Genomic DNA, 12,951 nt, shown 5'->3' with positions numbered 1-12,951 from the left:
CCAACTAAAAAAGAATTAATACATAAATTATGCGGCAACCGTAAAAACATGGAAAGGGAGAGAATATGGAAGACCATCTTAAAGAAGCTCTTGAAATAGTTAAAGCACAGGCCAGTGTAAGAACCATGACAGAAGAAGAAATAACTTCCATGGTGCAGAAACTTGCAGCCGGGATTAAAAAAATCAGTGAAGGCATGCTTGACAGTGGATCACCTGAGCCGACTCCCCCGGTGGACCCCAAGAAAGCCATCAGGGAAAAAAGCATCATCTGCCTTGAATCCGGCAAATCATTCAAGGTTCTGACCAAAAGACATCTGGCAAAATACGGACTCACCCCGGACGAATATCGCGAAAAGTGGGGATACGCCAAAAAGACCCCGCTGGTCTGTAAATCCCTGCAACGGGAACGGCGCAAAAAAATGAAAGAAATGCGCCTCTGGGAAAAGCGCAAAAAGCAATAACTGTAGCTCAGCTTATTAAACAGAACCCAAAAGCCCCGCTATTTCCTTATGAAATAGCGGGGCTTTTGATTTAACAAAATATTTTTACCACTTGTCCGAAGGAGGCTGGTAATAGAATTCCACCCTGCGGTTAATGGCCCTGTTCCGGTTTGAGGTATTGGGAACCAGAGGCTTTGTTCCGGCATACCCCACTGCCTTGACCCTTTTGGAAGAAACTCCTGAACGCTTAAGAATGTAACGCAGGCATGATGCCGCCCGGGCAGCAGAAAGCTCCCAGTTGGAACTATAAATATTATTCTTGGTGGCCCGGTCGTCTGTATGCCCGCGCACCACCAGATTAAAATCCTTTTTTTTCATAATGCTGGCAACCTTATCCAGCAATTTTGTAGCCTTGGGATTGATCTGAGCGGTTCCGGGCTTGAAGATGGCCCGAGAGGGAACCCTGACCAGCACCCCCTGCTGATCTGTATTGACCGCCATCAACTTCTGTAATTTACCGGCGGAAATAAAGGCTCTGATGTCGACCTCAAGGGCCTCCATCTTTTTCTTGGCTTTAACTTTATCGGATGAAGCAGAATGGGGACTTTTGGAAAAAGCCATATGCTTTCCGGTCCTGTCCTGAGTTTGCATACCAAAAGCATCGCGCATGGACCCTTTCAAGGTCTCAAAGTTGGCGACATCCTGATTGGCAAAAGAAAGCAGCAGAACAAAAAAGCACAGCAACAGGGTGACCATATCCGCAAAGGTGGCCATCCACGGCGGCAAGCCCTCCTCCGGAGGAGGCTCCGTCGGGGCTTTTGCTTCGATATATATTATCTTTTCTTTTTTCGGGGGCACTAAAATTAACTCCGGGAAAAACCGCTCTAAAAAAGAGATAGCGGCTACCCGCTCTTATTGCAAATACAAGATCATTCTAACCCAGCATCCGCCGGATTTCGCTGACCATCACCTCACAGGAGGGCAACGGTTTGAGAAAAATGGAATTTGAAACACAGGCAACTTCAGCCAGATCAACCGGGATACTGAATTCCGGTAATCCCGTGTAGATGATAAATTTAAGTTCCGTCCATTTCTGCCGGGCCTCATTAATAAAATCAGTACCATTCATACCGGGAAGCCGCAAATCAACAACAACCAGATCCACTTTCTGCTTATCAAGAAAACTCAAAGCCTCTTCCGAGCTGCCAACCTCGTAGACATCAAATTCTTCATCTTCAAGACTGATCGCAAGACTTTCCCTGACATGCACATCATCGTCTAGAACAAGTACTGAATATGACATATCTAAGCCTCCTGCTCTGAAATAGGTATCTTTATACCAAACCGGGTCCAACTGCCCGGAACTGAATTTACTTCCATAAAACCATTGTGCTGATCAGTCACTATAAAATATGAAACAGACAGTCCCAGTCCGGTCCCGTGTCCGACACTTTTGGTGGAATAAAAAGGCTCAAAAACCCTTTTACGAACATCGTCAGTCATACCCGGACCATTGTCTTCAACTTCAATAACGGCCATATTGCCATCTCTTTTCAACCTTAGAACAAAACAAGGCCCATCTTCAACATATTCCTTTTCCATCATGGCCTGAGCACCGTTTTTAAGCAGATTAAGAAAAACCTGTTGAATTTCGTTCTCCTCGCAAACCACCCCGGAAAGGTCGGGACTGTACTCCTTGATAATCTCAATTTTTCTAAAATCATATTCCCTTTTCAGGTCATAATCATTAGCGGCAAGATCTATAGTATTATTCATTAATTCCGCAAGGTTGCAAAGACCGAACCGTCGTTCACTCTTACGACTGAAACGGAGCATGTTACTCACAATCGTTCCGGCCCGGTTGCAGGATTCAGAAATTCCGGTCAGCATCTTTGGAATATCCCTTTTGGAAAGATACTCACGCAGATTTTCCAGATTCACATTACATTCACTGGCTGTTTTGCGGTTTTTTTCCAAATCCTTATAGATACGGTTGAGTATATTCTGAGAATTGCCGGCAATAGCTGCAAGGGGATTGTTGATCTCATGGGCCATGCCGGCGGCCAACCCGCCAACTGACATCATCTTCTCGGTCTGAATCATCATCTGCTCCATATTGCAACGTTCGGTAACATCGTCAATCTGGATAACCGCACCTTCAACTCCGTTGGCAATAAGCGGATAAATAGTCACGTCTTCATAACAGACACCGCTTTCGCCCTGCCGGGTCTTGCGCTCCTCACTGCGGGGTTGGCGCGAACGAATACTCTCTTTGACCTTATCCATTTCCGAAGCCATTCGCGGAAAGACCGAAACGAGTGATTTTCCCTGCGCATCAACAGACGAAATACCGGTCACCTTCTCCGCAGTCATGTTCCACTGGGTAACATGCCCCTCTGCGTCCACACCAACCAGAATGGATGGCATGGAATCAATAATGTTGGACAGATAATTGCGCAGCCGCCGCAACTCCTCACGCTGACGGTAATCTTCGGAAACATCCCGGAAAACAAGCACTGTCCCTGAAATATCACCCTGCTGATTAAACACCGGGGCTGCTGAATCAGCAATCTGAAACTCCTCCCCGGACCGAGAGAGAAGCGAAGTATGATTTGCAAGCCCAACCACACCCTTTGACTTCAAGACCTTTTCCACCGGATTAACGCAAGGATGATTGGTAACGGCATTAATTATTTTAAACACTTCCGAAAGCGGACACCCCACGGCATCATCCACAGACCAGCCAGTGAGTCGCTCGGCAACCGGATTCATACGGGTAACTACGCCCGTAGCATCAGTGGCGATAATAGCATCCCCAATGGAATTAAAAATAGTTTTGAGCTTTTCCTCACTCTCACGTGCCGCTTCTTCTGAACGGTAAGCCCGCCCGAAGAGAAATGAAGCAACAGCCCCGCTCAAAAGAACGGCGCTGACCATTAGACAACGAAGATATATTTCATGGGGGTTGTTATATGGAAATAGAAGATAGCCCAAGTCCTGAGAATCTGCATTGAACCATAAAAAATCAAATATGGAATCTCCGACCCATAAAAAAGCTGAAAACAAGATGTAAACCAGCAGCATGGACCTGCCGGGACTGTTTTTAATTACCATGATTCACCCTGCTTTCCTGCCACGCAAAATAAGGGACCGCAAAAATAACAGTTCCCAGCGCATGGGCCATGGCCCAACGCATAATCGAAATCACTACCTTGCTTTCCGGGAGCATGCCCAGCATGAATTTACTTCCGATGCCTCCCAGAGCTGTCAACAGCGGAACCAAAAGAACTCCAACCACTATTGCAAAGCCCATGTTGCCGACACTCCTGAAATGAAGATCGCCCCCGTTATTCTTTTTGATCAGCAAGGCTCCAAGAACAGGAGCAAGAGTATTCATGACCGCAATACAAAAGGCGAATCCCCAAGGGGCGCCCAAGGAAAAATGGTTAGCCAGAATTGTTCCCAGCGCAAGACCGGGAGCAATACTCCAGCCCCGGTAAAGAGCAGCTGTAATTGCGACAGCAGCTGCAGGCCAAATGGGCATGGGCAGAACTCCGACACTACTGAAAATAAGCCAGTTCAGATGGGAAACCAGCCAGTAAACAGCAGCCACTGCAATATTTTCTAAGAATTTACGTTGCATATCAGACATATTGACTCCTTGAGGCAACTAAAAAATCCAATACACAATAACTCAAATAACACTACTTTTCACCTATAAATTCACGTTCCCCTATAACTTATAAATCACACAACAAAAGGGGTGAAAGCTTTTGCCTCCACCCCTTAAAAACAGACTTTTTCTGTCAACAATAATCAGATTATGCAAGAGCCTCATCGGGAGTTACAGCATCAAGGCCGAACGCTTCACCAACTGCCGCATAGGTCAGTTTGCCATTCATGGTGTTCAAGCCGAGCTTGAGGGAATGATTCTCACGCAGAGCATCAAGACCTTTATCAGCAAGCTGAAGAGCATAAGGCAGGGTCTGGTTCACAAGGGCAAAAGTGGAAGTACGGGGGACCGCTCCGGGCATATTTGCAACACCGTAATGCACAACCCCGTCCACAACATAAGTGGGATCGGTGTGGGTGGTAGGCTTGATAGTCTCAACACAGCCGCCCTGATCAACAGCAACATCGACAATTACGGCACCTTCCTTCATAGTGGAAAGCATGCCGCGAGTGACCAGATTGGGAGCCTTGGCACCGGGAATAAGTACCGCGCCGATGATCAGGTCGGCCTCGGCAACTGCTGCGCGGATATTAGGCTCAGTGGAAGTCATAGTGGTCACACGGCCGTTAAAAATATCATCCAAATACTGGAGACGGGCGTGGTTGACGTCGAAAATAGTAACTTTCGCGCCCATGCCTGCGGCAATCTTGGCAGCGTTGGTACCGACCACACCACCGCCGATAACCATGACCTTTGCAGGTGCAACGCCCGGAACACCGCCCACGAGAATACCGCGTCCGCCCTTGGTTTTCTCAAGATGCAATGCTCCTTCCTGTGCGGCCATACGTCCGGCAACCTCACTCATGGGAGTAAGCAGGGGCAGAGAACCGTCGGGAAGCTGGACAGTTTCATAAGCAACACCGATGGTCCCGGACTCAAGCAGGACTTTGGTCAGCGGCTCATCCGCAGCAAGGTGCAAATAGGTAAACAGCAGGAGATCCTTACGAAGATATTGATATTCGGAAGCAATTGGTTCCTTGACCTTGATAACCATTTCTGCGGCCCAGGCGTCTTCCACAGACCCAATCTTGGCACCGGAGGAAATGTATTCCTCATCGGAAAGACCGGAACCGAGTCCGGCCCCTTTCTCAACCACAACCGCATGGCCGCGACGGACGAGGGTTTCAACCGCGCCGGGGGTCATTGAGACCCTGTTCTCCATGGTTTTAATCTCTTTAGGGATACCAATAAGCATGTCATCAACTCCTGCTGATAAATGTTGTAGATTAAAATGATGTAACAATCTAACGCAACAGCAACTTTCTTAGCAACGATAAATTTCGAATAATGTACATAATATTTTTAAACATGAAGACTTTTTTTCTGTTTTGAACTGTTTTACAAAAACAGAACACCCAGCCAACCTGTAGACACGCAAAGGATTCTGTAAAATGCCTGTCTCTCCAAAGAACATACCGACCATTCTCATAGTGGATGACGAGCCGTTTAACCTTGAATTTCTTGAACTGGTACTAAAGCAACAGGGTTACAACATCCTTACTGCTGCCAACGGACGCAGCGCAAGAGAACTTGCAGAACAGAAACACCCGGACCTTATCCTGCTGGACATAATGATGCCCGAAGAGAACGGATTCGAATGTGCGTCAGTACTGCGCCTCTCCCCGGAAACATCTGAAATACCTATCATTTTTCTCAGCGCCCTTGATGACGACAGCAACACATCCAAAGGCTTTGATGCCGGGGCCGCAGATTTCATAGTCAAACCCTTTGCCTACAAGGACGTAATCCAACGCATCAGGCTGCACCTGAAACTCGCAGCCTGCTACAGACAAATAAGTGGGCAATGCAATGCTCAGGACGATCCGGCAACAACTGAAGTCGACTTTCCCCAGAAGGGATCAAGAGCCATCTTCCCGGACCACCCCCAAAATTCGGGATTTTTCATACATGAAAGCGTGATTCTGGGAGAGAAGAACGAAGGCCATCTGCTACTGAACACTTCTACCCCCTATAACGAGCAACTACCTGCAATAATAAAACAACTTCTGGCGGAAAACAGCGGGCCATTGTTCAGCCCTTCCGAAACCCTTCGAAATGTAGGAACAGGGCTTAACAATCACAGCAGCAATGATTTTTCAGCGAGCTACGCCCATCTGGACCGTGAAGATGAAATGCTGACCGTAGTCAATGCAGGAGCACTTCCGGTAATCATACTGCGCCGGGAACACCCTCCACTTCTCATCGAAAGGCAAAGCGGCAATCTGGGAAGCCTCGGAATGGGAGTCCCCCCCTGCTCCAGTTACACAATTAAGAAAGGTGAGCGCATATTCATGTTCAGCCGGGAAATACTAAGCTCCTACACCCGCGAAGGAGAAGCCATAAACGAGCTAATGGAAGCCTGCCACCTTTCATCAGGGGTAGACCTTGAAACAGCCTGCCAGGCCGCCGGAGAAATGCTCCTGCGCAACGGACGGCAGCCGGACGGGATTCTGGTGGGGATTGAGGGATAAAAAAACCCCGGCGCACAATGCACCGGGGCGGGGAGAGAGGACCAAACGGTCCTGAGAGTGTATATGAATTTTTTTATTTAACGGAACCGACGGGGTACTTGGCACCCTTCCATGCAAAGATGCCGCCGGGGTATCTTTTTACGTTGGTGTAGCCGAGCTTCTTGGCCCATGCTGCGCCGTTGTGACTGCGGGTGCATTTTACGAAACCGCAATAGATAACGATGAGCTTGTCTTTATCGGGTCCGAGCATTTCAATGTACTGCTCTTTGGTTTTACCGTCAGTTTCCTTCACGTCCCACTGGGCCATATCGGGAATGGGGAAGAGGAACTGCTTAGCACCGGGAACGTGCTCTTTTTTGTAGCTGGCTTCGTACGGCATGGTATCGATGATGACCATATCTTCTTTCTTATCCTGCAATGCTTTCAGCTCAGGGGTGGTGATAATATCGTAACCGCCGCGCTGTACTTCCTTAAGCAGCTTGACCGCGCCTTTTTCCTTTTCCACTTCCTGAGCAAATTTGTCAGAACCAAGACATCCGGTCATAGCGAACATCAGCGCGCACAGGGCCGCAATTACAGAAATATTCTTAAACATCTTCATTTCATCATCCTCCAAATTTCAAATTGATTTCTAACGAGTAGCAAGTATTGGAACAGGTCGGGTACGATACCCCTTCACCCGGCGCAGAAAATACAGATACCCACAACCGACAAGTAAAAACGCATCACGCAGCAGGGCTTCACGCAGGGAATGATAGGCTTCCCCTTCCGGATCATCAGGAGCAAAACAACCGCAATCAACATCAAGGCCCATGTTGATGCCATGGGCAAGCACAGCCATGAACACGAGCAACAATACTGAATATGACGAAAGGGAACCTTTCACATCCCAAAGCAATCCTACAGCAATGAGAATCTCAGCCAGAGGCAGCACAACCGCTGCAACATAATTCAATTGTCCGGGCAACAATCCATAACCGCTGATGACCGTAGCAAACCCCTGTACATCCAGAAGTTTCCCTACTCCCGCGTATAGAAACACGGCAGCAAGAAGACATCTGAGAATGAAATATACCTGTCTGGACATCATCTTTTCTATCATTGCAACACCCGGTCAAAAAAGTTTGAGTGATCCAGAATTACATGCAATTTAAGTTTAAGATCAAATAGTTAAACTCAATCATACAAAGAACTTCTCATTTGTTTTATCAATACCTGCCATTACATGCCAAAATACCCTTTGCAAAATCCAATACTTATAGCGTAGTGTTTGGCGGATATTTCAAGTTTTAATAGGAAAAACATTTATGACCAATTCAAAAGATGACCAAGCTGCACAGAAAATGCAGAATGAAAGCGTTCATGATGAACCGGATAAAGTAGTCGAGCCAGAAGAGGCTCTCCCGGAAATCACCAAAGAACAACTCCCCCCATCCATACTGAACGCCCTCGATAAAGCGGGCTGGGACAAACTGACCCCGGTCCAGTCCAAATCTCTCCCTTATCAGCTTTCCAATCAAGACCTCATGGTTCAGGCCAAAACCGGCAGCGGTAAAACCGGTGCTTTTGTCCTGCCCCTGCTGGAAAAACTAGATCCCAATATCAATTACACTCAGGCCCTGATCCTCGTTCCCACCCGCGAACTGGCGCGACAGGTTGAACGGGAAGCCGAAAGAATTTTTGAAGGCTCCGGCCTGCGGGTCCTTTCCGTTTACGGCGGTGTCGGCTACGGACACCAGCGTGAAGAACTGGAAAAAGGCGCACACATGGTTGTAGGTACTCCGGGCAGGATTCTCGACCATCTGCTGCGGCGCACCTTTGACCTTGAAGATCTCGAAACCCTGATTTTCGATGAAGCGGACCGCATGCTTTCCATCGGTTTTTATCCCGACATGCGCGAAGTGAAATCCTATCTGCCCCGCAGACCTATTTCCACCTACATGTTCTCGGCAACTTTTCCCGAGCACGTAATCCGCCTTTCCAAAGAATTCATGTACAAGCCGCAGATGCTCAGCCTGAGCAGCAAGCAGGTACATGTTACCGAGATCGACCACGCCTATTACGAAGTGCCCTCCATGGGTAAAGAACGCCATCTCATGCGCATCCTTGAAATGGAGAACCCCACTTCGGCAATCATTTTCTGTAATACCAAGGCCAACGTGGAATTCGTAGCCGCTGTGCTCAACAACTTCGGTTTCAATGCCGCAGACCTGACCTCGGATCTTTCGCAGTCCAAACGCGAACGGGTGCTGGCCCAGCTCCGCTCCGGGGAAGTGCGTTTCCTTGTGGCCACGGATATTGCCGCACGCGGCATTGATGTGCCGGACCTCTCCCACGTGGTCATGTATGAACCGCCGGAAGATAAGGAATCATATATTCACCGCGCCGGACGCACCGGACGCGCAGGTTCTTCCGGGGTGGCAATATCCCTCGTGGACGTGATCCAGAAAATCGAACTGCAACGCATTGCCACAGCCTACAATATCATATTTGAAGTCCGAGAACTGCCCGACGACAAACAGGTACTGGAAACAATCAATGAAAGATTGACCACCATACTTGAAGGCCAGTTCCGTTCACGGACAATACTTGAAAGAGAACGTATCACCCGCTATAAAGATCTGGTCCGCCAGCTGGCGCAGGATGACGAACAGTGCATCCTCGTAGGTATGCTTCTGGACGAATTGTACCAGAAATCCCTGCACGCCCGTGCAGAGCAGCCCCCGGCACCCAAGCCCAGACCGCAAAGAAACTCCCGCCCCCGTAAGAAAAACTACCGTGGTAAGCCGAAAGGCGGCTCCTCACAGAACAAGGGGCAAAACAAGGGCCGTAGCGGGAATTACAATAAAAACCGCAGATAGATAACGGAGAATTAGAATGAAGCTTCTTTCAACTCAAGTGGAAGGATACATTGAACGTTCATCCTGGATTCGTAAGATGTTCGAAACAGGCATGGAACTGAAGAAAAAATACGGTGAAGACGCAGTCTGCGATTTTTCACTGGGCAACCCGGATGTTCCGGCTCCCGCAGCAGTAGCTCAAGGACTCAAGGAACTTTCCGAAACAGCGGACAAACCGTTCGCCTTCGGATACATGCCCAACTTCGGCTACCCCACTGTACGCGAAAAACTGGCAGAGACTGTTTCCGCAGAGCAGGGTGTAAAAGTGGCAGGCTCCGACCTGATCATCACCTGCGGCGCGGCCGGAGCCATCAACGCTCTTTACCGGGCCATCCTCGAACCGGGCGACCAGATTCTCTGCCCCGCACCTTTTTTCGTGGAATACGGTTTTTATGCCCAGAACTCCGGCGGCGAACTGGTTACCGTACCCTCCAAACCGCTGACCTTCGAGCTGGACCTCGACGTCATTGAAGCAGCCATCAACGAAAAGACCCGCGTGCTGCTCATCAACTCCCCCAACAACCCCACCGGGGCTGTCTACACCAAGGCGGAACTTGAAGGGCTGGCCGCGATCCTCAAAAAAGCCAACGAAGGCCGCGAGCGTCCCATCTTCCTCGTTGCAGATGAGCCGTACAGGTTTCTCGCTTTTGACGATGTGGAAGTGCCTTCCATCCTGCCGCTCTACCCATACAGCGTAGTGGTCAGCTCTTTTTCCAAAAACCTTTCCCTTGCCGGAGAGCGTGTGGGTTACGGTCTGCTCAATCCTGAAATGCCCGGCAAAGAAAAACTCATGGCCGGACTGGTGCTCACCAACCGTATCCTCGGTTTTGTAAATGCTCCCGCAGTGGGCCAGAAACTGCTCGAAAAAGCCCTCGGTTCACAGGTGGACAAGAACATCTACCTCGAACGCCGCAATGCCATGGATTCCGTGCTTAAAGAAGCAGGCTACTCCTACACCATGCCCAAAGGTGCCTTTTACTTCTTCCCCGAAGCACCGGGCGGTGATGATGTAAAATTCTGCGCCGCGCTGCAGGAAGAAAAAATCCTCGCCGTGCCCGGAACAGGTTTCGGTTGCCCCGGCTACTTCCGCCTCGCCTTCTGCGTAGGTACCGAAGTAATCGAAAGATCACGCGAAGGTTTCAAGAAAGCTATCGCGCCTTTTAAATAGAATACAAAAATCCCCCTGAAATGATATTTCAGGGGGATTTTTGTATTTGATGATCTGTAAAAATTAAAACTTATACTTTAAATTAAAAAACGCTCCGAAAGCGGATTCCTGATCTTCTGAACCGTACTTGTCCCCGCTCTTGTCAAAAAACTTGGTTTCGCGAGCAAATACGTATTCCGGGCCGATGGAGATAGAGCAATTCTTGGTCGGCTTGTAATCGTAATAGACTCCCAATTTCATGCTGCTCATCTGCACATATCCGGCATCAGAAACTGCACTGTCGTCTTTGAGGCGGTAGGTCTTGCCGTCAAAGTTGAAGGCTGTGCGTATGGTGGAAACATCATCAAAAGAATATCCTAGCTCAGTGGAAGGCATGCCGAGATTCACGAAATACCCGGAGCCGTCAGCAGCAAAGTCGGTGTAGTTAATGCCGAAATAAGGCATGGCGGATACGCGGATGCTGTTGGCAAAGGCACGCAGACCGACTAAAGCCTTCAAATTTTCATTGAAGAAATAACCGATATGCCCACGCAAGGCTCCACCAAAAGAATCTTGCATCTGTTCTTCAAAAGCGGAAGTCCCGGTAATTCCAACCCCGTAAAACACTTTTTGGGTAATACGTCCATTATGGCTGTAACCGACACTTAAACGATGCAAAGTATTCCAAGGATCATCCTGCCCGTTACCGAAACTGAGCTGATCCACATTATCCCAAGAGTAGTGCTGTCCTTCATAGCTGAGTGAAAATCCCCCGGCATTCAAACGAACCTGCCCCCCGGCAACACTTGAGGAACCGTCACTGTCTTTGTAGTCGGCATCGGAAATAAATTTACCCGTAGTCCGTATGGATACGGGTTCAAAAATGGAACGTTCTCCGGCTGCGGCACTGCTTGCGCAGCAGATTATGAACAGGGCGAGGACTATATTTGTAAATTTAATAGGCAAAACCAAACTCCCTTTAAAATTATCGAAACAGCAGATTATGTATGGTTACACGCAGGCAATCACTTATCAAAAGGAATATACCAATTCTTAAAAACTAAAACTTAAGAATTATTAAGTTGTGCTCTAATTTTATTTACCCGACCTGCCCTTTCAAACGCAATTCGCGATCCACAAATTGGCTCAAAACCAAAGAAACAAGCGACATGGCGGCAGCTCCGAGGAAAACTATGCGGTAATCCTGCATCCATGCAATGCCGCCCAGCGCGGGGATAAAAACCGCTGCAATATGGTTGATGGTAAAGCTTACCGCCATGCTCGGTGCAATGTCCGGCTTATCCGCTATTTTTTGGAAAAAAGTTTTGATGGCTATGGTGAAGTTGAAAAAGATATTGTCCAGAATGTAGAGCAGCGCGCCCACAAGGGGGCTGTCTGTGTAGGCATAAGCGGTGAAAATCACGGCAAGGCTGGCGTATTCAAGAGTAAGTACCTTGCGTTCACCAAACTTGTTGACCGACTTGGCAATGATTGGGTTCACGAAATAGTTGATTATGTTGTTGACCACAAAAAGAATGGCAATGTGTTGCAATGAAAAGCCGAATTTTTTAACCAGCAGGAAGACTGCAAAAGCCACGAAAATCTGCCTGCGCGCCCCGGCAATAAAGGTTAAGGCGTAAAAGAGCCAGTACTTGGAGCGGAAGATCATCTTTTTATGCTGCGGAGGCAGGTCCGTTGATGAAGGATCACGGGTCAGGCAGTAGAGTCCGGCCAGAATCGCGACTATGCCCGCTCCCAGAAATATTTCCTTATAGCCCATGAATCCTGAAATGGAGATGACCACAATGCCCACGCAGATATTGGTAGCCGCGGCAAGACTGCGCAGTCGGCCCATGACCAGCGGGGCTTCGGAGTAACCAAAATATTGTAAGGTCAGGGATTGATTCAAAGTTTCGTAGTAGTGGAAGCCGAAGGACATGACCAAAGTAGTAAAGGCTAATCCGGCAAAAGACGGCATGAATCCGGTCATGCAGATACCAAATCCCATGACAATCACCGAAAGTGCGGCCAGACGGTGCTCCTTGATGAACATGAGCACGTAGATTACAAGCAGAGCCAGAAAGCCCGGGATTTCCCGAATGGAACCGAGCATACCGAACTGCCCGCCGTCCAACCCGGCGACTTCGACAGCAAAGTTGTTGAGCAGGGTCCGCCAGCCCTGAAAACCAACGGTTGTGGCGATGGTCAGCACAAGCAGAAATATATACATCTTACGGGAAGTGAAGTTTTTTGTAGGCAC

The 12,951-nt window shown here is 48.6% G+C and carries 13 protein-coding genes; 4 read left to right on the top strand and 9 right to left on the bottom strand.

Annotated elements, in window-relative coordinates; all coding sequences use genetic code 11:
• Positions 1-65: 65 nt before the first annotated feature.
• Complete coding sequence (locus FMS18_RS06870; RefSeq protein ID WP_163292999.1) at positions 66-461, top strand: MucR family transcriptional regulator; 396 nt, start codon at positions 66-68, stop codon at positions 459-461.
• An 84-nt stretch (positions 462-545) separates the two neighbouring features.
• Here FMS18_RS06870 and FMS18_RS21015 read toward each other — a convergent pair whose 3' ends face one another.
• The 5 genes from FMS18_RS21015 to ald all read right to left on the bottom strand — a co-directional run bounded on the left by FMS18_RS21015 (position 546) and on the right by ald (position 5,368).
• Positions 546-1,298 carry an OmpA family protein gene (locus tag FMS18_RS21015; protein ID WP_163292998.1) on the bottom strand — a complete coding sequence of 251 codons (753 nt, stop codon included), beginning with the start codon at positions 1,296-1,298 and terminating at the stop codon, positions 546-548.
• A gap of 76 nt (positions 1,299-1,374) precedes the next feature.
• Positions 1,375-1,743, bottom strand: a complete 369-nt coding sequence (locus tag FMS18_RS06860) for a response regulator (RefSeq protein WP_163292997.1) — start codon at positions 1,741-1,743, stop codon at positions 1,375-1,377.
• 2 nt (positions 1,744-1,745) lie between these two features.
• Positions 1,746-3,554: a nitrogen regulation protein NR(II) gene (locus FMS18_RS06855; protein WP_163292996.1), complete on the bottom strand. Its 1,809-nt coding sequence runs from the start codon at positions 3,552-3,554 to the stop codon at positions 1,746-1,748.
• Complete coding sequence (locus FMS18_RS06850; RefSeq protein WP_163292995.1) at positions 3,544-4,092, bottom strand: MASE1 domain-containing protein; 549 nt, start codon at positions 4,090-4,092, stop codon at positions 3,544-3,546. Before FMS18_RS06850 ends, FMS18_RS06855 begins: the two co-directional genes overlap by 11 nt.
• A gap of 169 nt (positions 4,093-4,261) precedes the next feature.
• Positions 4,262-5,368, bottom strand: coding sequence for an alanine dehydrogenase (ald, locus tag FMS18_RS06845; RefSeq protein WP_163292994.1), 1,107 nt, complete (start codon positions 5,366-5,368; stop codon positions 4,262-4,264).
• A gap of 196 nt (positions 5,369-5,564) precedes the next feature.
• On the opposite strand from ald, the gene FMS18_RS06840 reads away from it, so the two are divergent.
• Positions 5,565-6,644: a response regulator gene (locus tag FMS18_RS06840; RefSeq protein ID WP_163292993.1), complete on the top strand. Its 1,080-nt coding sequence runs from the start codon at positions 5,565-5,567 to the stop codon at positions 6,642-6,644.
• Positions 6,645-6,717: 73 nt separating this feature from the next.
• Here the strand turns inward: FMS18_RS06840 and FMS18_RS06835 are convergent, their stop codons facing one another.
• Positions 6,718-7,245, bottom strand: coding sequence for a rhodanese-like domain-containing protein (locus tag FMS18_RS06835; protein WP_163292992.1), 528 nt, complete (start codon positions 7,243-7,245; stop codon positions 6,718-6,720).
• 30 nt (positions 7,246-7,275) lie between these two features.
• A complete protein-coding gene (locus FMS18_RS06830) occupies positions 7,276-7,746 on the bottom strand; it encodes a MauE/DoxX family redox-associated membrane protein (RefSeq protein WP_163292991.1) in 471 nt (156 codons plus the stop codon).
• Positions 7,747-7,951: 205 nt separating this feature from the next.
• Here FMS18_RS06830 and FMS18_RS06825 point away from each other — a divergent pair, with 205 nt between their 5' ends.
• On the top strand, positions 7,952-9,505 hold the full coding sequence (locus FMS18_RS06825; protein ID WP_163292990.1) for a DEAD/DEAH box helicase: 1,554 nt from the start codon (positions 7,952-7,954) through the stop codon (positions 9,503-9,505).
• 16 nt (positions 9,506-9,521) lie between these two features.
• Entirely contained in the window at positions 9,522-10,712 is a 1,191-nt protein-coding gene (locus FMS18_RS06820) for a pyridoxal phosphate-dependent aminotransferase (protein WP_163292989.1), read from the top strand.
• A gap of 63 nt (positions 10,713-10,775) precedes the next feature.
• Here FMS18_RS06820 and FMS18_RS06815 read toward each other — a convergent pair whose 3' ends face one another.
• The gene (locus tag FMS18_RS06815) at positions 10,776-11,657 is read right to left on the bottom strand and encodes a DUF6268 family outer membrane beta-barrel protein (protein WP_163292988.1); all 882 of its coding nucleotides are present in this window, start codon (positions 11,655-11,657) and stop codon (positions 10,776-10,778) included.
• Positions 11,658-11,790: 133 nt separating this feature from the next.
• Positions 11,791-12,951 carry an MFS transporter gene (locus FMS18_RS06810; RefSeq protein WP_163292987.1) on the bottom strand — a complete coding sequence of 387 codons (1,161 nt, stop codon included), beginning with the start codon at positions 12,949-12,951 and terminating at the stop codon, positions 11,791-11,793.

The organism is Desulfovibrio sp. JC022 (assembly GCF_010470665.1).
In the GTDB taxonomy this organism is placed as follows: domain Bacteria; phylum Desulfobacterota; class Desulfovibrionia; order Desulfovibrionales; family Desulfovibrionaceae; genus Maridesulfovibrio.
This window is presented reverse-complemented; position numbering and strand designations above follow the sequence as displayed.